Annotated in this window: 14 protein-coding genes and 1 pseudogene; 14 read left to right on the top strand and 1 reads right to left on the bottom strand. The window is 48.6% G+C overall.

Going from position 1 to position 24,608, the window contains the following annotated elements:
* Positions 1-33: 33 nt before the first annotated feature.
* Complete coding sequence (locus QC823_RS07520; RefSeq protein WP_309655742.1) at positions 34-1,284, bottom strand: ABC1 kinase family protein; 1,251 nt, start codon at positions 1,282-1,284, stop codon at positions 34-36.
* A 145-nt stretch (positions 1,285-1,429) separates the two neighbouring features.
* On the opposite strand from QC823_RS07520, the pseudogene QC823_RS07525 reads away from it, so the two are divergent.
* The 14 genes and pseudogenes from QC823_RS07525 to pglZ form a co-directional block, all read left to right on the top strand.
* Positions 1,430-1,744 (top strand): annotated as a pseudogene (locus tag QC823_RS07525) (toprim domain-containing protein); the annotation flags it as partial.
* A 149-nt stretch (positions 1,745-1,893) separates the two neighbouring features.
* Positions 1,894-2,955, top strand: coding sequence for a DDE-type integrase/transposase/recombinase (locus tag QC823_RS07530; protein ID WP_309655743.1), 1,062 nt, complete (start codon positions 1,894-1,896; stop codon positions 2,953-2,955).
* Between the two features lie 33 nt (positions 2,956-2,988).
* A complete protein-coding gene (locus QC823_RS07535) occupies positions 2,989-4,308 on the top strand; it encodes a site-specific integrase (RefSeq protein WP_309655744.1) in 1,320 nt (439 codons plus the stop codon).
* Positions 4,309-4,311: 3 nt separating this feature from the next.
* The gene (locus tag QC823_RS07540; RefSeq protein WP_309655745.1) at positions 4,312-6,099 is read left to right on the top strand and encodes a hypothetical protein; all 1,788 of its coding nucleotides are present in this window, start codon (positions 4,312-4,314) and stop codon (positions 6,097-6,099) included.
* 245 nt (positions 6,100-6,344) lie between these two features.
* Positions 6,345-7,988, top strand: coding sequence for a site-specific integrase (locus tag QC823_RS07545; protein WP_309655746.1), 1,644 nt, complete (start codon positions 6,345-6,347; stop codon positions 7,986-7,988).
* On the top strand, positions 7,985-8,464 hold the full coding sequence (locus QC823_RS07550) for a hypothetical protein (RefSeq protein WP_309655747.1): 480 nt from the start codon (positions 7,985-7,987) through the stop codon (positions 8,462-8,464). Before QC823_RS07545 ends, QC823_RS07550 begins: the two co-directional genes overlap by 4 nt.
* Positions 8,461-10,371, top strand: a complete 1,911-nt coding sequence (locus tag QC823_RS07555) for a DNA topoisomerase III (RefSeq protein ID WP_309655748.1) — start codon at positions 8,461-8,463, stop codon at positions 10,369-10,371. The genes QC823_RS07550 and QC823_RS07555 overlap by 4 nt, the downstream gene beginning before the upstream one ends.
* A gap of 210 nt (positions 10,372-10,581) precedes the next feature.
* Complete coding sequence (locus QC823_RS07560) at positions 10,582-10,905, top strand: hypothetical protein (RefSeq protein WP_309655749.1); 324 nt, start codon at positions 10,582-10,584, stop codon at positions 10,903-10,905.
* 50 nt (positions 10,906-10,955) lie between these two features.
* Positions 10,956-11,567 carry a DUF1819 family protein gene (locus tag QC823_RS07565; protein WP_309655750.1) on the top strand — a complete coding sequence of 204 codons (612 nt, stop codon included), beginning with the start codon at positions 10,956-10,958 and terminating at the stop codon, positions 11,565-11,567.
* Between the two features lie 164 nt (positions 11,568-11,731).
* On the top strand, positions 11,732-12,355 hold the full coding sequence (locus tag QC823_RS07570) for a DUF1788 domain-containing protein (protein ID WP_309655751.1): 624 nt from the start codon (positions 11,732-11,734) through the stop codon (positions 12,353-12,355).
* Positions 12,356-12,391: 36 nt separating this feature from the next.
* Complete coding sequence (brxC, locus tag QC823_RS07575; protein ID WP_309655752.1) at positions 12,392-16,069, top strand: BREX system P-loop protein BrxC; 3,678 nt, start codon at positions 12,392-12,394, stop codon at positions 16,067-16,069.
* A 114-nt stretch (positions 16,070-16,183) separates the two neighbouring features.
* Entirely contained in the window at positions 16,184-19,879 is a 3,696-nt protein-coding gene (pglX, locus tag QC823_RS07580; RefSeq protein WP_309655753.1) for a BREX-1 system adenine-specific DNA-methyltransferase PglX, read from the top strand.
* Between the two features lie 64 nt (positions 19,880-19,943).
* Complete coding sequence (locus QC823_RS07585) at positions 19,944-21,857, top strand: hypothetical protein (RefSeq protein WP_309655754.1); 1,914 nt, start codon at positions 19,944-19,946, stop codon at positions 21,855-21,857.
* 61 nt (positions 21,858-21,918) lie between these two features.
* Entirely contained in the window at positions 21,919-24,552 is a 2,634-nt protein-coding gene (gene pglZ / locus QC823_RS07590) for a BREX-1 system phosphatase PglZ type A (RefSeq protein ID WP_309655755.1), read from the top strand.
* The last annotated feature ends 56 nt before the right edge of the window (positions 24,553-24,608 follow it).

Consider the following 24,608-nt stretch of genomic DNA (forward strand, 5'->3'; position numbering starts at 1 on the left):
GTACCTTTTCCCAGACGGCCCAGTGCGCAACTTTTAGGCTGGCTTACGCGCCCACGCAAGAAGTGGCTGTGTGCGCGAATGCATATCCAGGCGAGCACCCAGGCGAACCAAATTCCAGTAGTGACCATTCAGCGCCCGTGAAAGCAACAGCGTATCGGCAGGCGGCTGCAATCGATCCATGGCGGCCCACACTTTGGGAGTGAGTTCACGCAAGCGCCGATGCACGCGCACATCGCTGAAGTCCTGCTCACCGGGGCTGAACAGCGGGGCCACGCATTCGGCCGATTCACGGTAAAGCGATAATGGCGCACCCTGCCCTTGGCGACCGCCCATTTTTAGGAGCGCCTCGTCCATTGCCATGGGATCTTTAGCAAGCGTTGCCTCCAAGAGTTGCATCATCGACTTCAGGCGCGCCTCAGGCACCGGAATCACCGCCCCGAAATCATAAATCACCAACCGCCCTTCCTCATCGGCCGCGAAGTTACCCGCGTGAGGGTCGGCATGCAGTTCGCCGTAGGTGAACAGTTCTTCTGTGATCCAGTCCGCCAAGGCCGCCGCGATTTTCTGACGAGTCTCATCGTCAACGCTTTCCAACTCACGCAGCGGTGTGCCGCCAACAAAGCGCATGGCGAGCACGTGCTGCCCCGAAAGATCAAACAGTGGCTCGGGAATCACCAGGCGTGTGTCTTGCTGGTAGCGTTCACGATAGCGGGCCATCGCATCGGCTTCCGCTCGGTAATCAAGCTCATCACGCAGCCCCGCCGCTAACTCCTCAAACAGCGCGTCCAACCGCGCTTGAGGAACTTTGAACCAACGCCCTAAGCGCATGATGCGCTTTACCTGCTTTAAGTCGCTCTCTAACACATCCGCCAAACCGGGATACTGAACTTTTAATACCACCGTTTCACCAGCGTGAGTCACCGCCTTGTGTACCTGTCCCATCGAGGCACTGGCAAAAGGGCGCTCTTCAATGTCGCTAAAGTGAGACTCAAGGTCACCATATTGTATCACTAAGGCTTCGCGAATACGTGGCCACGGCATAGGCTCGGCTTGGCGTTGCAACCGTGAAAGTTCTTCGGCTAGATCCGGCGGCAACAGGTCGTCCCACTGCGACATAATCTGCGCCAGCTTCATTGCCGGGCCTTTAAGCTCGGAAAGCCCTTCAAAGAGCGCCTCGCCTAACGAGCGCCAGTCGGCTTGACCACCTAAACGGGTTTTCAGCAACGCACCACCGGTACGTGCGCCTAATCCTAATAATCGCCGTGTTCTGCCTCGATCGCGCATGGTATGACCTCTTTAAAAGCGGTTGTTGCAGCTTAACGAAGGATAGCAATTTATACAAAACTTATACGACAAAATCGCACAATACACCTCTCGACCTCTGCTACCATAAGCGCAATTCCGACTACCGAGTCACGCTACTTTCACCATGCGCTTAATTATTGCCGAAAAACCCAGCCTCGCGCGTGCCATCGCTGACGCTCTTCCCGGCAGTGCTCAGCGCCAAGACGGCGCCATCACGTGCGGTGACACCACCGTTACCTGGTGTTTGGGTCATCTCCTGGAACAGGCTCCGCCGGATGCCTATGACCCCGTGGATAAAAAGTGGCGGCTCGACCGCCTGCCTATTGTGCCTAAGCGCTGGAAGCTCACCCCTCGCCCCAAAGCGCGAGGGCAACTTGCCGTCATTCGCCAGTTGATCAAGCAAGCGCAAGAGGTAGTGCACGCGGGCGACCCTGATCGCGCACTGTTACGATTTCACTGTGAACTTTGATTCTTACAAGTTTATAACCCATATTATGTGAAATCCTAGAGAGGCACCGCCCCACTGCCAAGCTAGTTGGAGCCATAGCGGCTTTTAACTCTAAAGAGGCGATGCGATACGAGGTTCCAATGAAGTACTCCGATGAACGCCGGGAATCTATCCGCAAGAAGTTGCTCCCAGCGCATATCCTCATAGTGTCAGAAGTGGCTAAAGAAGAAGAAGGCATCCTCAATGCCTACCGCCGCTGGGCACGTGGTGACGAGAATCGCCGCTCGGAAGCCAACCGGCCTTTAGCACGCCACACCCTGACGCCGGAAGAGCATCAGCATGTACTGGACATCTGCCATCGCCCCGCGTTTGTCAGCCTGCCACCAGGGCAGATCGTGACTCGCTTGCTGGACGAGGAAGTTCGTTACGTGGCTTCAGAGTCCAGCTATTACCGCATCCTGCGGGAACACGGCGAACAGCATCATCGTGGTCGCGCACGTGTCCCGCGTCCTGAAGGCGACCCCCAGCGGCATCGGGTTACTCAGCCCAATGGCTGTTGGACATGGGAGATCACCTATTTGCCGAGCCTGGTCCGTGGCCAGTTCTACTGCCTGTACATGATCGTCGACGTCTTCAGCCGCAAGATCATCACCGCCGAAGTCTTCGAGCAGGAGTCGATGGCCAATAACAGCAGCGTTAACCAGCGGGTTGTGCTGCACGAAGGCTGCGTTAATCAGCCCCTGGTGCTGCACGCCGACAATGGCTCGGCGATGAAGGGCTCAACGCTACAAGCCACGCTTCAGCGGCTGAACATCACGCCATCGTACAGCCGCCCGCAGGACTCCAACGATAACGCTATCTCGGAATCGTTGTTACGCACTTGCAAGTATCGGCCAAACTTCCCGACCGATGGCTATGCCGATTTGTCGGCAGCGCAGCAGTGGGTGGTCGGCTTCTTGCAGTGGTACAACCACGAGCACCGTCATAGTGCTATCCGCTTCGTAACGCCGGCGGAGCGGCACGCTGGTCAAGATTTGGCCGTGCTGGCCAAGCGTGATGAGATTTATGTCGAGGCGAAGCGCAAGCATCCAATACGGTTGAGCGGATCTACGCGCAATTGGACGCCGCGCAAGACAGCTTGGCTGAATCCAGATGCAGAAGATCCGGTGCACCAGCAGAATCAGCAATTAGAAATGGCATAACCGTATCTTCCACCCACCAAGACAGGCCCCCCGATGTCACTCATACTTTGGGAAATACCGGATTTCTTTATAGACCAAGAATTTCAAACTGAAAATAATCGCTGCGGCAAAAAAGTAGCGATAATTCCTGGCACTGGCAGATCTGTTGGGCGCATGCCTCTTCTCTATAGAGAAAATGGAATAGGTATTACTGTAGCTAATAACTGGCTAATCCACTTAAAAGCCAACTTACATAAAAAAGAGGTTAATACCCAAGCGCAAGGATTACTTCATTACTTTACGTTTCTGGATAACATAAATTATGCATGGGATTTTATGCCTGCAGCGATCAGACAAAGGCCCACCTATGCATTTAAAAAACATTTAAGAGAAGCTTTCAAAAATAGAACTATAGCTAGAAGCACAGCAAATAGCTATATGTCAGTCGTAATAAGATTCTATAAATTTTACTTGGCTAGAAATCATCATTTTGAAAACCCTCCCTTTAACTATGAATTTGTTAGAGTTGAATTACCCGGTCGACATGATTTTATGAAAAATAAAATCTTACATGTTGACTCTACAGACCTTCGCTTAAACCTTCCAAAAGATTATAGATTCAACGGGCTTGCACGAAAGCTGGTTCCACTTAGTACAAATGAGTGGAGCCTGCTGGATGATTTTCTAAAGTCAGATAGAAAGGGAATAGTTAGAAAATCAATTGGGAGCAATAGCGTATCTCTATCAATTGAGTTCAAGCTAGCTATCTACATAGGTCGTTTTTCAGGTCTTAGGAGAGGAGAAATAATCACTTTAAGAGCTAAGCAAATTTACCTACCTGATAAAGATCAGTTATCAAAAAAATACTTAATCCATACTGAAGGGTTACTACTCGATCCAAAGTTGGGTGTGAGTACAAAAAACGAAAGTATACGACATGCAGAAATCCCTTCAGAATTAATGAATGAATTACATAAATATGTAAACTCACCAAGATATATTGAGCGAAAAAGGAAATTCATATTAAATCACCCTGATGAAGCTGATAACCCCCCACTTCTGATAAACCAAAGGGGCAAGTTTTTTTCATCTAAAACTTTAGATGCACGCTGGGGTGAGATAAAGAACGCGTTTAGTAATAATAAAATAGATTTTGATCATAAATTTCATAATTTACGTTCTTCCTATGCTGTATTTCGTCTGAAAGAACTACTAGATTCTGGACTAAATGAAGCTGAAGCACTTGATTATCTACAAGCCGTGATGGGTCAAAAACATCGTTCCACACTATTAGCTTACCTAAAATTTTCTAAGCAAGAAAAAAGTGCCAATCAAGTATACGAAGAAGCAATAGAAATTATTTTAAAAGGATAAAAAATGTCATTTCGAGGTAAAAGCAGAAGAAAAACCACTTTACCTAGCGATCTTAAAAACTTTGATCAGATCATTCCTTTTGAATTGCAGATACGAATAATTAGTGATGGTCATTCAACTGCTAATTTTGAGCGTTTATTATATAAAGACTGTCCTGTTCTTGACAACTCAGTTCGGCATGCAAAACTGCCTAAAAATCAGAATCAGTCTTCTTTAATAGACATGAATAGAAGATCTTTGGTGTACAAAGTGACTTCTGTTGTAAATGGGATGGATAGAACCATTAGGAGTAAAATAAATATCTTTACTCAATTAGTTGCTTTTTTTAGATACTGTGATCGTCTTGGATATAAAGATATCTTTACTACAGACTCTATAGAGCAATATATAAAAACGTTAGTAACAAGTTATCACAACGGAAGCAAGGGAAAAAACTTGCTGCAAAAACAAAGCGTTTTTAAAACTTTTTTAAAAGAATTTGATGCAAATTTATATTTTTCGTGCCAAAAATACTTTTATGAATTTCCTCGTGACAGCATAGAGACTCCCCCATATACAGACGACGAAATAAAGACTCTAGTAGAAAAGCTAAATATAATTTACAAATATTATTCTAAGTGCATCAAAAATAAAGCAACACCCAAGTCATTTCCATTAACAACTGATAATATAGATACTGAATATGAATTAACTTCTCGAAAGGTGCATGCGAATACAAACAAAGATCAATGGAAATTTGACCTTTCAAGAGCAGCTTATTTTCTTACTTGTTTCTATACTGGAGTAAATGCAACCCCACTTCTTTCACTCAAACATTCTGATATATCGGAAAAACCTTTTAAAGAAACCGCTAGAGGAATATATAAACTTGCTACTGTTAAGGGTCGCCAAGGGGGAAATATAAATTATATCGATGTAGGCTTTGGACACAGGGCTAAAAACTTTCTAAGCAGCTGGATTGAGATAAGTCGTTTATTAACAATTGACGAAAGCCAATACATTTTTCCAAAGGTTAAGAACGATAAAAGTTACCCAATGACTGTTTCCGAAGCAGGAAATCTTAGCAAAGTATTTAAAAAGTTAGGCCTGCCTCCATTAAGCGCGCAAAAATTTAGAAAAACAAAAAGTTCTTTAATCACGCGTGCTTCAAATAGCGTTTTGATGGTTGCTGAGGGACTTCATAACTCGCCAGAGACAGCATCTAAACATTATTCGAATGGAGACTCTACAACTATTGAGCTATCTTTAGCTAAAGCTCTTGAGATTAGAAAACTAACTGCCCAGGGTGAAAACCTTCTCGAAGCTACTGAGCATAGCGCTTACAAATTTAAAGATCCGATTAGAGAGAGTCAATTACTCTCACATGACAACATACCAACAAGCATTTCAAGTGGTCTAAGATGCGGGATGCCTTATGGTGAAAAGGCTAAGCAACTAAAAAAAATATTAGTTAACAACAAAGTAGCAAAAAATAATGAGAGGGTTGCTTGTTATAAGTTTTTAGAATGCTTTAACTGCAAGTTTCATGCAGTAATTGCTGAAGAACAAGATGTATGGTTAATGCTTTCCTTCAACGATGTTATTTTACAATCATTAACTAGGCCATCAATGAACTCCACTCCATCCAATGTATTATCTAAGGTTAGCGTATCTATAAACCAATTATTAGAAAAAATCAAAACTCTATATCCCAAAGTTTACAAATTGGCTTACGAGAAATATTTAGATGCTCCTCACCCTTTATGGTCTGATAGTGATGATTTAGATTTACTACTAGGTTTATACAAATGAACTTTACTGATAAAGACTCAAATTTACGAGACTACTTAATTGCGTCTGAAGCAGTTATATCGTACGACTCAACAGGTCAAGCATATAGCAAATATATGGATGACAAGTGGGTCTTTTTTGAACACGACTTCACTTTAAACTTAAATAGACTTTCTGGAGAGTTCAAAGAAACCTTTAAAAAAATCGTATATCAAATAATTCAGTAACCATCGTTAAAATCTTTCAAAGGTACAGTCACACATTTCATGGATGGTGCTGTAATATTTGAAAAAATCATCAAGGATTGTGGTGGTTTTAATTATAACTTTTTAGAGGAAGATAGATCTTTCAGACTATTTTTAGAAAAAGCCGCTTTAAAAAAATTCAGGTATAAGAGTTGGAAAAACCATTTTATGTTTTTGGTAATGCTAAATTCTAAAGGCTATATAAAAAGGGATTTTGGTAATACTGAATCACTCGCGAAAAAATTAGCTGGCAACTCTGAATATGCAAAACAGACCATGGCATTGCCCGAAAACATAGCCTCATTTTATTTTGATAATTCTATAAAAACTGTTGAAAAATATCATCCATATAGAAAAAATATTTCAGAACTATATGATGTATTTATAAAAGAGTTTATTTCTAATAAAAAAAACAATGGCGTAAACTATATTGAATGCAGGAAGAAAGCTCTAAAAAAAGCTCATTATTATAGCTCCTACGACATAAAATTAGACATGACAAGTAGCTGGCTTTCATGGTTAAGAGGTGCATGTTATATCGTAATTGCTGGATTTACTGGATGTCGAGATGGGGAAATTAAATCTTTTAACTTAGACTCCTATGTGGAAAAAAAATATGGTGACGTAATAATTCCTTTACTAAATGGCATTGATACCAAGCCTAATATTGGAGGCGCTAAACGTTCAGTATCCTGGGTAACCATACCTACAGCATCTAAGGCAATTGAACTTTTATGGGATGCCTATGAATTTGCTCGAATCATGTGGAGAGAAGAGTATGTTGAAAAAATACATCATGTGGACGAGAAAAATCGCTTTCTAGATGGCATAAATTCATTATTTATTGCTATACCTTTTGCCAAAGCAACTCAACCAAAGGTAGGTCGACAAGCTATTAGCGACTCAATAAAAAACTTCGTCAAATCATTAAATTATAAAGCAAATATAAATGACGTAAAGGAATTTAATTTATTAAATCCTACACGAGTAAATGAGTTAAAAGTTGGTGATATTTTAATCCCGCACCCTCATGCATTTAGAAGGACTTTTGCAGTTTTTTTTGTTCGCAACAAACTTGGATCTTTAATCGATTTAAAATATCAATTCAAACATATGAATATTATAATGACATCATGGTATTCAAACCAGGCTCATCTTGCTTCTTTTTTCGACATGATGATAGATGAGGATCTTATATCTGAAATAGCTGATGAAAACTATGCCTACATTACAGACACACTATATTACATATATAATGATGCTGAAACTCTTGCTGGCCCTGAGGGAAAGCGTATTCTCAACTTACGTTCCGAATCATCTACAACCATTTATCTTAGTAGAGAAGAAATTGCTGCACAAGTAAGCGAAGGGCGTATGTCTATTATTGAACATCCAACAGGGCATTGTACAAATCCACGTTGCGATAGAGTATGTGATATGACAATATGTCAGTATAAAATTGTTACAAAAGAAAAAGCTGTCAGCCTTATTGAAGTCAGAGAACGATTAATCAATAAGTTTAATGCCTTAGTTGATGCGAAAGTCAATCAACCTAACATTCTTTCAAAGCTCTACTATGAGGTACGCTCTATTGAAAAAGTGTTTGATGAACATCAAATGTCTTATATAAAATTTTCTGGTGAAATTTCGGTTTCTTTATTATGAATGAGAGCTTAAACAAAATAACTGAAAGATCTGAGCATACATTGCAGCTTCTAGAAGCCGCTCTTCAAAGATTACTACTAGGGAAACCTGAAAAAACACGAAATGATGGTCGTATCAATATTAGCCGAATTAATGACGAAGCTGGACTAAGTGCTGGTGCCATTTATTATTACAAAGATTTTTTATTAAAATCTAGAAGAGCTATAGAACAAAATAAAATTAACAAGGATAGCGATACTCGTGAGACTAAATCAAAGAATCTTGATCGTCTTCGTGCGCAACGAGATAATGAAGTTCGTCTAAAAGAAAAATACCGTGATCAAAGAGACGAAATTAAGTCTTTCTGCGATAAAGTTATTGAAAAAAATGCTAATTTGGAATTCACTCTTTACGAAGCACTAGAGAAAATAGAAGTCCTTGAGACAGAGCTTGAAAAAGCGAAAGTAGTAAAGTTTGAGCGAGGTAAAAAGAGTTGATTCTATACATTGCCGAAAAGCCAAGTGTCGGACGTGCAGTTGCAGATGTACTTCCCAAGCCTCACCAGAGAGGCGATGGGTATATCAAGGTGGCTAACGGCGATGTTGTGACCTGGTGTATTGGTCACCTACTGGAACAGGCTGAGCCAGATGCTTATAACCCTCAGTACAAAAAATGGAAAAAAGAGCACCTACCAATCATTCCGAGCGAGTGGAAACATCAAGTTAAAAGCCAGACCCGCTCGCAATTTAATACTGTCAAAAAACTGATTAAAGAAGCTGACCAGTTGGTCAACATGGGTGACCCTGATCGCGTCGGCCAAATCCTGGTCGATGAAGTGATCAATTATTCAGGTGTAAATAAGACAAAACGTGAAGCTACATTGCGCTGTCTCGTCAACGATATGAACCCTGCCGCTATCAAGAAAGCGTTGAATGATCTGCGTAAGAATACCGATTTCATACCATTGGCAACATCCGCCTTGGCAAGAGCAAGGGCCGACTGGCTCTACGGTATTAATATGACTCGCCTCTGTACCCTTCTTGGCCAAAGTGCAGGTTATAACGGCGTTTTGTCGATTGGCCGAGTGCAGACGCCCGTATTAGGTTTGGTCGTTCACCGAGACCAGGAAATTGAAAACTTTATAACAAAACCATTTTATGAGGTCTTTATAACGCTTCAGACAGAAGCTGGTGTCTCTTTTATAGCAAAATGGAAGCCTAGTACTGCTTGCGAGCCTTACATGGACGAAGAAGGCCGGGTGCTTTCACGAAAGCTTGCCGAAGTCGTTCTGCAAAAGGTGGTTGGCAAGGCAGGCAACGTTATCGCAGCTAAACGTGACCAGAAAAAACAGCCTGCTCCCCTGCCCTACAGCCTTTCTTCACTGCAAATTGATGCATCAAAACGGTTCAACCTAAACGCCCAGAAAACTCTGGACATATGCCAACAGCTATATGAACGCCACAAACTTATTACCTACCCCCGTTCAGACTGTCGGTATCTGCCTAATGGCCACTACGCTGAACGCCAAACAGTGACTCAGTCTATTGCTAAAACCGCAACAACGCTTGCTAATAGCGTAAGAGAAGCTGACCTCGACCTGAAGAGTAAGGCGTGGAACGATGCCAAGGTAGACGCTCACCATGCAATTATTCCAACTTCCAGAGTAGTGCCAGGTGATCGACTATCTCAGGATGAGAAGAATATCTATGAGCTAGTTGCCCGCCAGTACTTGATGCAGTTTTACCCACCATTTGAGTACGCAGAACACCAAGTCGACAGCCAAGTAGAAGGCGGACTGTTCATCGCCAAGCAGAAGTCAGTTATCGCTAGCGGCTGGAAGGCGCTGTTGCCACCTCAAAAGACCGCAAAGCAAGATGCAGAATTTTCGTCAGTGCCTCTTCCCAATGTGAAATCGGGAGATCCTGTTACCTGCATCGACGGCAAAATGGACGAGAAACAAACCAGTCCACCTAAACGCTTTACAGATGCCACATTACTCTCCGCCATGACGGGAATAGCGAGATACGTATCAGACCCTGAAATCAAAAAAGTACTCAGAGATACAGACGGACTAGGTACGGAAGCCACCCGTGCAGGTATCATCGAGTTATTATTCAAACGGCAGTTTTTAACCAAGAAAGGCAAGGAGATCCACTCGACAGAAGCAGGAAAGCATCTTGTGAACAGTTTGCCTAAACGGATGGTCGTTCCTGACATGACGGCACATTGGGAGTCTCAGCTAGAAGCCATCAGCGAGAAGCAGATGCGATATGGGCAGTTTATGCAGCCCCTTACTGATGGCCTGAAAGCGTTAATTGCTGAAGTAGAAGGCGGTGACTTCTCTGCTCTACGTGGAATGGGTAAGAAGCCGATGCGAAAAAGAAAAACAGCTAGAAAAAATTAGCGCTTCAAAACCAAAACCTGTGGTTGCTTTATTCTGACCCCCATGGTCAAGACCACTACCGCATTAATTTAAGATAGAATGCTCATTGCTTTTTTATTGCCCTATCGGCTGTTTACGCGGCTTTCAGCCACTGGGTGTCAATGCCATGCACCCCTGTCGGTATCATGTTATCAAGCGACTGATGCGATCCTTGGCAGCAATGAGGTGACGGTGCCTTTTTTACTGAGCGGTAGCAAGCAAGCGATTGAACTCGATAAAATCAAAATCACGCCGATACCACCGCGAAACGGTCTTCTCATAATGTTCGCTGCAACGGCTGAGGTTGCGGAAATTGACACGGCCTCTCAAGCACAACAGCAGTGGAAACAAGACAAGAATAAAACGCCGCTAAGGCTTGTTGAGGCTGTACATCTGCCACAAGACCGTATTGACTTTTTTTTCATGAGAGCTTGGGCTCGTGTGGTGATATTGTCAGAGACCCCATTGTCTGATCACCAGGCTTTCTTTAAAAATGTACAGACCATTGACCGTTAATAGTATCCAATAATTTGTCGATAACCGATAATCTCACGAGCCTTTTTCTAATGACCTCAGTCTCCTCCACCTTCCGCTACAACTCAGACCTCATTGGTGGCGGCTTGATGGTACGAGAAAGTCGCTTAGTGGCGGATCTGTTGCTTCAAGGCGTTAACGAAGCCAGCTGGCAGCACGCCATCATTGACGAAAACCGCCTTCAGAAAAACCGCCCAGCCACGGCGCGGCGGATGGCTCAGGCAATTCGGAAACGATTGGAGCGTTTGGAGCTGCCTTTTTGGCAGGCGCTACGTGATGGCGACGATCAACTCGCCACCCAGATCTCTTTCTGCGCGGCTCTGGCGCGTAATCTGCTCCTGGTGGAATTTCTGGAAACGGTGGTGGCCGATGCCTTCGTGACCCAAGCCGAGACGCTACCTGCTTATCAGTGGGACGAGTTTCTTGCCGAGCGAGCGTTTCGTGATCCGTCGATTGCCCAGTGGTCTTCCTCATCGAAACGCAAAATGGGGCAGGTGGCGTATCGCATGCTGGCCGAAGTCGGGGTGTTGGCATCCAGCCGTTCTCGTCGTCTTCAGCCGTTGATCTTAAGGCCTGAAGTAGCGTCACTGTTGGAATCCCATCGCCACGTCAGGATACATGACGCCTTAAAGCGTCTACGCTAATACACGGGTACTAACACAACGACGCTGCCATGGCGTGTCGTTCGCTCAGCGGTTCTGCGTAGAGGCAAAGGCCTGCACTTTCCTTTCGTACCCCGCGCCTTGCCATGACGAGGGCGAGCGACGTAATCTAGCGTTTCACATGCCAGAGACAAGGATGCTATCGCATGTCACCCAACGGTTCTTCCGCGCCGCCCGCCAACGCGCTTTTTCAAGAAGATAGTCGTCTTAAAGATCGCCTTAACCAAGTGGCGGAAAAAATCTCACGCCCCGATTTTCTGGCGGGCCAAGGCCTTGGCAATGAGATCGGCTTCTGGATTTTCGATTACCCGCCCGAGCATGAATTACAGGTCAGGGAGTACCTGAGCTTTCTTCCCGCGTTAATGGCTCGCCAGCATCCTGATATCACCGTCGCTCAGGTGAACTTGCTGGCGGTACTCCACGATTACCTTGAAGCCCGTGGTTTTCTCGATAAGGCCATTCACATGCAGCAAACCAAAGGCGACGACGCCTTGCTCAAAGCGCTGCGTGGGCCACTGCACATGGATAAGTTTGCCCCCTACCTCATACGACACTCATTGTCGCATGACCCCGATATGGTGTTATTGACCGGCGTTGGCAGTGTCTGGCCGATGATGCGGGCGCACAATTTGCTGAATGCCCTGCACGGCCCCTTGGGGCATAAGCCCTTGGTGCTGTTCTACCCCGGAAGCTACGACGGGCAAACGATGACGTTATTTGATCAGATTGCCAGCAACAACTATTACCGAGCCTTTGCGCTCGTGCCTTAATCCTTATTGTCTGCTTTAACACCTATTAGGAACGCTATGCGCATTCAGGAGCTTTTTCGCAAGCCGCTAAGCCGCTCGATCAATGGGGTCGTGAAGGCCGATCAGCGCGATGACGAAACGATTTACCAAGAGCTGGATGAGTACGTCGTGACCAACGAGTTGGAAAAACATTTTCGCGCGTTTTTCGACTCCTACACCACACCGCTGAGCGATCCGTCGATTTCCAACCGGGTGGGTGTCTGGATCAGCGGCTTCTTCGGATCGGGTAAATCTCACTTCTTGAAAGCGCTTTCCTACTTGTTAGCCAATACACAAACCCGCGACGAGCAAGGTAACGTCAAGCACGCCGCCGATTTTTTCGATGAAAACAAGCTACACGACCCGATGATTCGGGCCGATATCGCCAAGGCAGTGCATGAGCCGGCCGACGTGGTGCTATTCAACATCGACAGCAAAGCCAGTTCTAATGACGACGGCAACCCGATTCTTAACGTCTTTCTGCGCGTGTTCAATGAGCACCAGGGCTTCAGTGCCGACTACCCGCATATTGCCCACATGGAACGCCACCTGGAAAAGCGCGGCGTTTATGAGCGCTTCAAGCAGGCCTTTCAAGATGCCAGCGGCCTGGTCTGGGAAGACGAGCGCGATGGCTACCAGTTCTATCAAGACGATATCGAACACGCCATCAGTGTTGCCCTGGAACTCTCAACAGAGGCCGCGCATAAATGGTTTGAGGATTCCGAAGCCACGTTTAGCGTCTCGGTGGAAAATTTCTGCCACTGGGTGAAGGAGTACCTGGATAGCCAATCGCCGACGCGGCGCATGGTCTTCATGGTGGATGAAGTCGGCCAGTTTATCGGCAGCGATACGCGCCTAATGCTGACCCTGCAAACGCTCACCGAAAACCTGGGAACAATTTGCGGCGGACGTGCTTGGATCGTGGTCACCTCGCAAGCGGACATGGACGCTGTTATTGGGGAAATGACCGCGTCTAAGGCCAACGATTTCTCCAAGATTGCCGGGCGCTTCAAAACGCGCCTATCGCTCTCCAGTTCCAACTCCGATGAGGTCATCCGTAAGCGCCTGCTGGTAAAAACGGAAGAAGCCCGCGACGAGCTCGAACAGGTCTTCGACGAGAAGGGCGCGATCCTACGCAATCAGCTCACCTTTGATCGCTCTGGCCCGACCCTGAAAAACGTCGACGGCGCCGAGAGCTTTATCGCCAACTATCCCTTTGTGCCGTACCACTTTCAGTTGGTGCAAAAAGTGTTTGAAGAGATCCGCAAGGTCGGGGCCACCGGCGCACACTTGGCCTATGGCGAACGCTCCATGCTCGATGCCTTCCACATGGCCGCCAAAGCCGTACAAGAGCAGCACATCGGCGCCCTGGTGCCCATGCATCGCTTCTATACCGCTATCGAAGGGTTTCTCGACACGGCGGTGAAACGCACCATTGACCAGGCCAGCGAAAACCCGGTGCTGGAAGCGTTCGACGTGGAAATTCTGCGGACACTGTTCATGATCCGCTACGTGGATCTGGTCAAAGGCACGCTGGATAACCTCGTCACGCTCTCGCTCACCCAAATCGACGATGACCGCGTGGCCATTCGCGAGCAGCTGGAAACCACCCTGGCTCGGCTGGAAAAAGAGAGTCTGATTACCCGCAATGGCGATGAGTACCAGTTTCTTACCAATGAAGAGCGTGACATCACGCGCAAGATCAAAGCGGTCGAAGTCACCAGCAGCGATGAAAACAAAGAGCTGGCCAACCTGATCTTCAAAGACCTGCTACGGGATCGCAATAAGTACCGCTACCCGCTTAACAAGACCGACTACAGCATTGGCCGCTACCTGGATGGCCACACCCTGGATGGCCGCTACCAGAGCCAATTGCGCGTGGAAGTGGTGTCGCCGCTGGACGTGGAATACGTGCAGATGAGTGAAGCCGGCTGTATCCATAAAAGCAGCGATAACAACGGCCAGGTGATCATCAAGTTGCCGGACGACAAACGCTTTACGGAAGAGCTGCGCACGCTGCTGAAAACCGACAAATTTATTCGTCTGAACGCCGCCGCCAGCGACCCTAGCGTTGAGCGCATCCTGGCCGACCGTGGCCGCGAAAATCAGCAGCGTAAGCAACACCTGCGGGTGCGCTTGGAAGAGATGCTGCTGGATGCGGACGTTTATGCCCTGGGGCAAAAGCTCGATCTCAATCGCAGCCAGCTCAATACCCGCCTGGACGAGGCCTGCCGCTACCTGCTGGAGAACACCTTCAGCAAGCTCGGCCAGCTCACCGTGCTCACCCCCGAGCCCATGCGCGAATTGCAGGCGGTGCTCACCGCCGACGACATTGGCACGCAGAACCTGAACCTGGATGGCGAGGAAGGTAACGCCCAGGCGGTGAAAGAGGTAGAACAGTACATCTCTCTGCACGGCGGCGAGCCGGTGCCCCTTAACCCGTTACTGGAGCGCTTCAGTAATCGGCCGTTTGGCTGGCCGGAAGGCGAGACGCTGCTGATTCTGGGCCGCCTGCACGCCGCCGGTCGCCTGACCTTCCACACCGCTGGCCCCGCGCTTTCGGGCCAAGAAGCGTTTGAGCTGCTCAACAACGCCCGCCGCCGCAGCGAAGTGCGCCTCCAGAAAAAACGCCAGACCGAAGATGCCGTGCTGAATAAAGCCCGTAACCTGACCAAGGACCTCTTCGGCAAACTTGGCCCCAGCAGTGAAAAAGAGCTGTTCACCTTTTATGTGGAACACCTCGCGCGCTGGCGGCATGACCTGGAAGCGTACAAGAGCAAAACCGATGTCGGGCGCTTCCCAGGCCGTGAAACCATTGACGCCTCGCTGCGCGAAGTCGAAGGCTTACTGCGCTTGGATGATAGTTTTGACTTCTTCAAGGAGGTTGCCGCCAAGCAGGACGACCTGCTTGATCTCGAAGAAGACTACCGCGACCTGAAAGACTTCTTCACCAAGCAGCTAAGCACCTGGCAGCAGCTCGAACAAGCGCTGAACCACTTTGGTGTCAATCGCCTGGAGCTAGAAAAGCACGCGGACGCCCGGCAAGCACTGGAAGAGCTTGAGCGTATTTATCACGCCGAAGCGCCGTACACCTTGCTGCACAAGGTTGATGGCACCATTCGCACGCTGGATGAGATCAATAACCGCCTGGTGGTAGAAAAGCGTCAACACGCCATTGCCCGCATCGACTCGCGCATCGACAAGGTGAACGCCGAAATTGCCAAGAGCGGCATAGGCACCGCCGAGTTAAGCAACCGACTGCTGCACCCGCTGCAACAGCTTAAGGCGTCGGTAAATCGATCGGTCAGTATCGCGCAGATCTACCAGCTGCAAACCGAAACTGCCGTTGAGCTAGAAGAAGAGAGCCTGGAAGGACTGCATAAAGCGCAGTCCGATGCGGTCAAGCGGCATGAACCCTCGCCAACACCCGGCAAAACGCCACCACCGGCGAATCGCAGCGGTGAGAAAAGCAACGAGACGAAGCGCGACACGGATACGCCTGCTCATGCGGTGCGCGAACCTGCCCCGGTGGCGGCTCCCAAGCCCGTGGCGCGTATCAGCGCGACGGAGGTGCTTAGCCGCGTGCATGACGGGGTTTACCTGGAAAGCCAGGCGGAGGTCGATGCGTTCATCACCGCGCTAAAAGACGAACTGGATGAAGCCATTAACGCCGGCAAACAGGTGCAAGTACGCTAGGCCAGTGGCCTTCAATGGCAACATAAAAGGCAGTACCGGCAGCATGACGGCTTATCTGCGGCGAGCGCTGTGGGTAACACCGCTGCTCCCTAGAAAACCGATCAAGGATCTGACATGAACACCGCCAGCATCAAAAAATACGCCCCCAAGGCGCGCACCCGCTTTATCGATACCATGACCCGTCAGGCGGCGCGCTATGGCATCACCCCAGGCGCCAAGGGCGAGGGCCAGGTGGCACCGGCTGAGGTGCGTGGCGATGTAATGCTGATCACTACCCTGGATGGTCAATCCCACAGCTTCCCTAAATCGCTTTACGGTCCCCGCGAGGCATTGGCTAAGTGGGTGGTGCAGCTTGGGTTTGAGCAGGCCATGGAGCAAGCCGCCTACAGCTGGTTCAACCGCCTGTGCGCCATTCGCTACATGGAAATTCACGGCTACCTGGACCACGGTCGCCGCGTGCTCAGCGGTGCCAACGGCGAAGCCGGGCAGCTGCAAATTCTGGATGATTGCTTAGAGGTAGACCTGCCAGGGCTGGATACGGTCCGCGTGCGTGAACTCAAGCTCGACGGCACCCAGGATGAAACCCTCTACCGTGAGCTGCTGCTGGCCCAGTGCCATGCCCTGCATGAGGCCATGCCGTTTCTGTTCGAGCCGCTGGACGACGCCAGCGAGCTGCTGCTGCCCAACAACCTGACCAAAACCGATTCCCTGATCCGCGAGCTGGTCGAAGCCATTCCCGAAGCCGACTGGCAGGATGTAGAAGTAATCGGCTGGCTCTACCAGTTCTACATCAGCGAGAAGAAAGATCAGGTGATCGGCAAGGTGGTGAAAAGCGAAGACATTCCCGCCGCCACCCAGCTATTCACCCCCAACTGGATTGTGCAATACCTGGTGCAAAACTCGGTGGGCCGCCAGTGGCTACAGACCTACCCTGGCTCCGCCCTCAAGGGTCAGATGCCGTACTACATCGAACCCGCCGAGCAGGAGCCCGAGGTGCAGGCCCAGCTCGATGCCATCACCCCGGTCAGCATCGACCCTGAAACCATTAAGGTGCTCGATCCCGCCGCGGGCTCCGGCCATATTCTGGTGGAAGCCTATAACGTGCTGAAGGCGATCTACGAAGAGCGCGGCTACCGCAACCGCGATATCCCTAAGCTGATTCTGGAAAATAACCTGTTCGGGCTGGATATCGACGACCGCGCCGCCCAGCTCGCCGGCTTTGCGCTGCTGATGAAGGCCCGCGAAGACGACCGCCGGATTTTAACGCGCAACCTGCGCCTGAACGTGTTGGCCATGCAGAGCAGCCAACACCTCAGTTCAGATACCCTATGGCGAGATCTAAACCTCACCGGCGACTGGCACCAGGGTCAATCTCAGGGCCTGTTTGAAAGCGAACAGCAAGACCTCTCCAGCAACGATGCCACTTACAAGCTGATTGCTGATTTAATTGAGCGCTTTGAAAACGCCAAAACCTTCGGCTCGCTGATTGAAGTGCCCAACGAACTGGCAGCCCCACTTAAAACCCTGCTGGACGAACTGACCGAACTCACCAATAGCGGCGATACGATGCAGAAAACCGCCGCCCAGCAGCTAAAGCCCATCGTGCAGCAGGCTTGGATACTGGCCCAGCGCTATGATGCCGTGGTGGCGAATCCGCCGTATATGGGCAGTAAGGGAATGAATAAAGCGCTGAAGGGTTACGCCAAAACTGCCTACCCCAACAGCAAATCGGATCTGTTCGCGATCTTTATGGAACATGCCTTCAGCGTGCTGGCACCGCAGGGTTACAACGCCCAGATCAATATGCAGTCGTGGATGTTTCTTTCCAGCTACGAAAAGCTGCGCGACTGGCTACTGGAAAACAACACCATTATCACCATGGCGCACCTTGGAGGCAGGGCGTTTGACAGCATCAGCGGCGAAGTCGTCTCCGCCACGGCCTTTGTGATGGAAAAAATCGCCAAGCCGGATTACCAGGGCGCTTATCTGCGGCTGGTGGACGGTAAATCAGAAGCTGAGAAGCAGAGCGCGCTACTCGAAGCCATTCAGAACCGCGACTGCGGCTGGTTCTATGACGCCAAGCCGGATGATTTCAAGAAGATTCCGGGGAGTCCAATCAGCTATTGGGCAAGTGAGAAAGTATTTTCCATCTTTCATGCAGCGAAACGTATCTCACATATCTCTTCGTTTTATAGGGGGATTTCTACCGGGAATACAGAGCGCTTTTCGCGTCTGTGGTACGAAGTATCAAATAATAGACTCTGTTTGAGTGCAGGCGATCGGGAATCCGCAAAGCATTCAAAAGCCCGCTGGTTCCCATATAATCGCGGAGGCATATTTCGAAAATGGTACGGCTTAGGCGTTGATGTGCTCGATTATGAGGATGATGGGCGTCGCATGGTTAGGGCAGCTGAGCGGGGTGAGTCGCCGGGATTTAGACATGATGGCGCGGCAGAGTATTTCCTTTCAACGATTACTTGGACTGCACTCACAGCGGGTAAACCTTCATTTAGACTGCTACCCCTTGGCTACGTTTTGGGGCATAAAGGCTCAAGCATAAAAACGGCAGATGATAATCGATTGTCTCTGCTTGCTTTGCTTAACAGTAAAGCTCTTGAGTATTTTCTTGAGCACATAAGCCCCACTCTAGATATTAATATTTCGCAAATTTCGTCGCTCCCCATGCCTAGCCTCGTAGACGAGGAAAGTGTCCGTCAATTGGCAGAAAGTTTGGTTGAGATATCAAAAGTAGACTGGGACAGTTTCGAAACCTCATGGGATTTCGAAGAATTGCCTCTTTTGACGTTAGACCGTAACAAACGAACGGTGGTTACCAAGTACGAGTACCTCCGAACCAACTGGAATGAAATGGCTATTGAAATGCAGCGATTAGAGGTCTGTCTCAATCGCCTGTTTATCAAAAGTTATGCCCTTGAGGGCGAGCTAGATGCTTATGTTCCGTTGGAAGAGGTAACCCTGGAATGCAACCCTCATTATCGTTTCGGTAGAAAACGCAATGAAGAGGAGTTAGAAACCCTGCTGCAGTGCGACACACTAAAAGAGCTGGCCAGCTACGCCATCGGCTGCATGATGGGCCGCTACTCACTGGACAAACCCGGCCTGATTCTCGCCAGCCAGGGCGAAACCGTCCGCGATTACCTCGCCCAGACCCCCAAACCTAGCTTCGCACCGGATGAAAACGCCATCATCCCGCTCACCGATCAGGAGTGGTTCCCAGACGACGCCACCAACCGCTTCCGCGATTTCGTGCGCACCGTCTGGGGCGAAGAGCACCTGCAGGAAAACCTCGAATTCGTCGCTGAAAGTCTCTGCCTACACGCTATCAAACCCAAGAAAGGCGAAGCCGCACTTGAGACTATCCGCCGCTACTTGAGCACTCAGTTCTTCAAAGATCACCTGCGCACCTACAAAAAACGCCCCATCTATTGGCTGTTTTCCTCCGGCAAGCAAAAAGCCTTCGAGTGCCTGGTCTATCTGCACCGCTACAACGAAAGCACTCTCGCCGAGATGCGCACCGACTACGTCATCCCGCTCACCACCAAGCTCACCGGCTACGTGGAAAAGCTGGAAAGCGACAAAGACGCCAGTGACTCCGCCGCCGAAGCCAAGCGTATTGAGAAGGAGCTGAGCAAGCTCTACAAGCAGCAAACCGAGCTCACCACCTTCGATGAAAAACTCCGCCACTACGCCGATCAACGCATCTCGCTGGATCTTGATAATGGGGTGAAGGTGAATTATGGGAAGTTCGGGGATTTGTTGGCGGAAGTTAATGTGGTTAGTGGTAAATGATTTATTTATTATACAATTAAAAATTATGATGAATAAGCATTAATCTTATAAAAAAGGTATAGTTATGATTGGTGAAGCAATAGTTATTCTTGGGTTTATATTCCTCTTTGCAATTTTAGGTGTCGTAGTTTACGCACATATTATTGAAAAAAATAGAAGCATTTATGAAGACACAGTTCAGCTAAAAAATAATGAATCAGTAAATTATGAAAAAATTTATACACTCCAAAAGCCAAGGGATGGCAGTGTAATAGTAAAAAAACTTGAGTGCTTGAGTGGTTTTGGTTTCCCACCTCCATTAGGCTTTTCGAGTGAAAAATCTGGAGATCAGAAAATACTGCGATTAAGAACGGGAAGAGTTAAAGGAAAATTTTTAACTGGAAAATTTGATGGTAGTGAATACGTTTATGAGTTTCCAACTGGTTGCTGGTTCTCATGCCCTATGAGTTCAGTAAGTAGCTTTGGTCCTGGAAATTTTAAAGCGCGGCTTTTTTACAGCTCATCTAGTGGTCATCAATACTTTGACTTCGAGGATGAGTTAAAAAGTATTTATAGTTACAAAGATATAATCTTACTCATAAAAGAGAAAATTGACAAATTTGAGGAATTGGCTAAAAAAGAATTTAATTTTGAGATTTTAAATCTTTTTAAATCTTGGGAAAAAGATGGAGTATTTTTGCATTATGATTCAGGTCAAATAAATATTGATAATAATTTTGAGCTTGCTGTATCAGAGTATCATAATTATACAGTTGATCCTCTTTTTTGGGTTAGAAGATCCTGTAAGAATTATAACCTAGATATTTTGCCAGATTTTTCGAAAAATATATCATTAATTAAAAAAAGACTTAAAGAAAACTTTGATGGAGTCAAGCAATGCTTAAATGGTGATTTTTTATTAGATACAAGCATAGTTTTTGATGTGAATGCTTGCGACAATGCTTCATATACTAACAATATCGCTGCGTTAAAAGAAAAACCAGTAAAATATTGGATGCAAGATTTTAATGGCAAAGACACCTTAGATTTGATCGAATTCTTTAAAAAAATAGATCTTCATTCTGTTCCAAGGGTAGTTAGAGACTGGCGATGTTCTGATCCTCATGCGATATCAGTTTACATTGGCGATAAATATATTGGTAGCGTAAAAAACTCTCAAAACTGGATATTGTCTTCATTGCTAGAGTACGGTCAAGATTTGTTAGTGAAAAATATTGCGATAAGTGAACACGATAATTGTGTTAAAGTTAGAATACTTATGCCATATGAAAACAAAATTAAAAAAGAAGGTATTTGCCATAAGATTTTTGATAATTGTGGAATTTTTAAAATAACCGCTAGCGATGAAGATATTTGGACAGGGGTTGATCAGGATGGAAGACTTGTTATCCAGGATAAACGCTTGCATATGAACAAGTTTCCTAGGTATAACAGTAGAGTTGTTGTTATTTTCGAAAGTGATTCCAGTTTTGAAGTGGAGTTTGTTAAGAGTGATGAATGGGGTCGCTCTGGCTATAAACATTATAAGAATCTTGAAAACGGTGAGTTGATAAAGAAAGAATGCTTACGTTTGTATGACCTTAATTATAATGAAATTGTTCATTGCTTTGCGGAAATTTTATTTGATATTGTTGGTGTGGGAAAAACTGCTCCAGACCCACTTATAGCCCCGCTGGGAAAACCTATAAGTGTTGATTCTATTGATCACTTGGATTTTTGTTACAACGAAGATAGCGGTTGGAACGATAGTGATATATCTTGTTCATTAACAAGACATCCATTGAATTTTGATTTTCTGGTATTCGAATATGGTTTGTTCACTGATGTAGCAAGAGTGAAAGAGGAAGGGAATCTAGAGTTTAGGATTTACGCTGAAATGGAAGCATATGATAACTTCGAGTCAGTGCGATGTAGTTTTTGGCCGGATTTTAAGTCACTTCCAAGAGATTTTAGAACTTGGTGCGGTATTAAAAAGTAGAATCTAAAGTTTTATTGAGATTTACCCGTAGGATTTTACTTTAAGACTATAGGCAAACAAAATGCAGCTCGAACAACTTCAGCAAGGGCTTCACTACGCCTTTTTTACTGACGGCTACCGCCGTGTCTTCTGGTATGACCCACCCGGCCACTTCACCGATGCGCTGGATGAGCTGGCCTTGGATGGCGTGCAAATCCTCAACATGGCTGGGCAGTCCACGTTCGGCGTCAAGCTGCGCTTGGAGTTGGACGAGCCAGAAACACCGACGCTGCTCTACTTCCCCTATGCCGAGCCCGCGCCGGAAGACGACTGGCTGTTGGATATCAAACTCTACTCCGGGCGCTTCTACGCCGATCAGTTGTCGATGATCTTTAATGAGCTGGGGTTAACGCGGCACGTGCTGCGCGAGCACCTGGCAAAGCGTCAAGCGTTCCTGGGCAGCCGCAAGCGGATCGAGGCGCTCAAGCGTTTGGTCACCCCGGAAATGGATGAGGAGGCGCTGGATCTCGCCATGTGTGCCGTTGTGGTGGGCGCACCGGCCTCGGATGTCGCCACGCTGCTGTTCCACTTGGCCGATGAGGCGGTGGCCGAAGCGGTAGGGTTGGAGGGCAACCCCTCCTCGCTCGACGAGATGACCAAATACGCCCTAGTGCCGAGCCTGGTCAAGGCGCTGCAGCTGGAGGTGGGTTATCCCGCGACGCAAGCAGAGCTCATCGGGGATGAGGCCTTGCACTTCGGCCAGCTGATGCTGCGCCTGCTGACCACCGGCTACTGCGAGAGCCTCTCCGAGATTCCTGATTGGGCGCAGAGCCACGCCATCGCCTCGGTGAATGCCCGAGCGACGTCTCGGGCGCTGCTCTCGCGCTGGCGGGATAGCTCGCGTTTCTTCCCGGCCTTTGATGAGATCTCCGGCTGGGTGGCCGAGGCGCTGCGCATCGAAGACAAGATCCGCGATGTACCGTTGGAACGGCTGGCCAATGTCGCCACCTTTGAGGTGGTGGAAAAACAGATCATCGTGGATCTGTGCCAGGCGATACCCCAGGCCGATGTCCGCGATCTGGCCATGTTTCGTGGCATCATCGCCGAACGCCTCGATGGCTACTGGGCCTCGCGGCACAAGAACGACGAGCGCCGCGTCCGCTATCGCCAGCTTTACGCCGCGCTGAGTGCGGCTATCGACCTGTTTGCTTTACGGCAGCAGCACCTTAATGGCTTTTATTACGAGAGTGTGGAGGCGCTTTATCACGCTTACTGCAATGACCTCTATCGCTTTGACACGGCCTATCGCCACTATGCGGTAGCGTCCGATAACACCAGTGTGGAGCTGCTCAAAAAGCTCGATGAGGCGGTGGAGCGTTGCTATGACGAATGGTTTTTGGGTCAGCTCACCCGCAACTGGAGTGAGCGCATCGACGCCGAGGGGCGCCTGCACGACTGGAAGCTGCCGCGCATTCCCAATCAGCAGCACTTCTTCCGTGACGTGGTGCGTTCGCACTTGGATGCCCATGGTAATAAGCGCCTGGTCGTGATCATCAGCGACGCCTTTCGCTATGAGGCGGCCGAGGAGTTGCGCGAGCGCATCAACGCCAAGCGTTACAGTGAGGCCACCCTCGCCAGCCAGCTCGGCGTGGTGCCCAGCTATACCACTTTGGGGATGGCCTCGCTGCTGCCGCATCACGAGCTCAGCTACCAGCCCGGTTGTGACAACGTGCTGGTGGATGGCAAGTCGAGCCAGGGCACCGACAACCGCAGCCAACGCCTGAGCGCCGCCGTGGGTGGCCAGGCCATGGCGGTGACCGCTGAGACTGTCAGGGGCTGGTCCCGCGAGCAGGGCCGCGAGGCAATCAAGGGCGTGCAGCTGATGTATGTCTACCACAATGTGGTGGACGCAAGAGGTGACACCGCCAGCACCGAGAACGAGACCTTCGCCGCCGTGGAGGATGCCATTGAGGAGCTCGATACCCTCACGCGCAAGATCCTCATGCACCTCAACACCAGCACGGTGCTGGTCACCGCCGATCACGGTTTCCTGTTTCAGCGCGGCAAACTGGATGCCACCGACCGCACCCACCTAACCGAAAAGCCCGCCGGTGCCTTCAAAAGCAAAAAGCGATATGTGCTGGGCACAAATCTCCCCGACAACGCCAGCGTCTGGCACGGCCATACCCGCAAGACCGCCGGTACCGCCTGCGATACCGAGTTCTGGATACCCAAGGGCGCCCATCGCTTCCACTTCGTCGGCGGCGCGCGCTTCGTGCATGGCGGCATCATGCCCCAGGAAATCGCGGTGCCGGTATTGACCGTCAAGCAGCTGCGCGGCGACAAGGCGGAGAAGCGCACCCGTCGTAAGGTGGACGTGATCTCGCCCAAGGCCTCGCTGAAGATGGTCAATAACATCCAGCGTTTCGAGCTGATGCAAACCGAGGCGGTCAGCGAAAAACTCAAGCCCATCACCCTCGCGGTGACGATCATTAATGAGGACAATGCGCCGGTTTCAAGCGAAGAAACGATGACCTTCGACAGTGCCAGCGACAACATGAATGAGCGCGTCAAATCGTTACGCCTATCGCTCTCGGGCACTGACTTTGACCGCAAGCGCGATTACTTCCTGGTGCTGCGCGACAAAGATCTCGGCACCGAGCTTGAACGCTATCGGGTGGTCATCGACCTGGCGTTTACGGATGACTTTTTCTGATTTATCTAGTATGGGGTGTTAACCATATTTAGGCGTTTATTTCGCCACATTATTAT

Origin of the sequence: Vreelandella vilamensis (assembly GCF_031451755.1) — a bacterium.
GTDB classification, from domain to species: Bacteria; Pseudomonadota; Gammaproteobacteria; order Pseudomonadales; family Halomonadaceae; genus Vreelandella; species Vreelandella vilamensis.

Coding starts and splice junctions, on each gene's coding strand:
- QC823_RS07535 (WP_309655744.1), top strand. CDS start 2,989: ATGTCACTCATACTTTGGGAAATACCGGATTTCTTTATAGACCAAGAA.
- pglX (WP_309655753.1), top strand. CDS start 16,184: ATGAACACCGCCAGCATCAAAAAATACGCCCCCAAGGCGCGCACCCGC.
- QC823_RS07540 (WP_309655745.1), top strand. CDS start 4,312: ATGTCATTTCGAGGTAAAAGCAGAAGAAAAACCACTTTACCTAGCGAT.
- QC823_RS07520 (WP_309655742.1), bottom strand. CDS start 1,284: ATGCGCGATCGAGGCAGAACACGGCGATTATTAGGATTAGGCGCACGT.
- QC823_RS07565 (WP_309655750.1), top strand. CDS start 10,956: ATGACCTCAGTCTCCTCCACCTTCCGCTACAACTCAGACCTCATTGGT.
- QC823_RS07550 (WP_309655747.1), top strand. CDS start 7,985: ATGAATGAGAGCTTAAACAAAATAACTGAAAGATCTGAGCATACATTG.
- QC823_RS07585 (WP_309655754.1), top strand. CDS start 19,944: ATGATTGGTGAAGCAATAGTTATTCTTGGGTTTATATTCCTCTTTGCA.
- QC823_RS07570 (WP_309655751.1), top strand. CDS start 11,732: ATGTCACCCAACGGTTCTTCCGCGCCGCCCGCCAACGCGCTTTTTCAA.
- QC823_RS07530 (WP_309655743.1), top strand. CDS start 1,894: ATGAAGTACTCCGATGAACGCCGGGAATCTATCCGCAAGAAGTTGCTC.
- QC823_RS07545 (WP_309655746.1), top strand. CDS start 6,345: ATGGATGGTGCTGTAATATTTGAAAAAATCATCAAGGATTGTGGTGGT.
- pglZ (WP_309655755.1), top strand. CDS start 21,919: ATGCAGCTCGAACAACTTCAGCAAGGGCTTCACTACGCCTTTTTTACT.
- brxC (WP_309655752.1), top strand. CDS start 12,392: ATGCGCATTCAGGAGCTTTTTCGCAAGCCGCTAAGCCGCTCGATCAAT.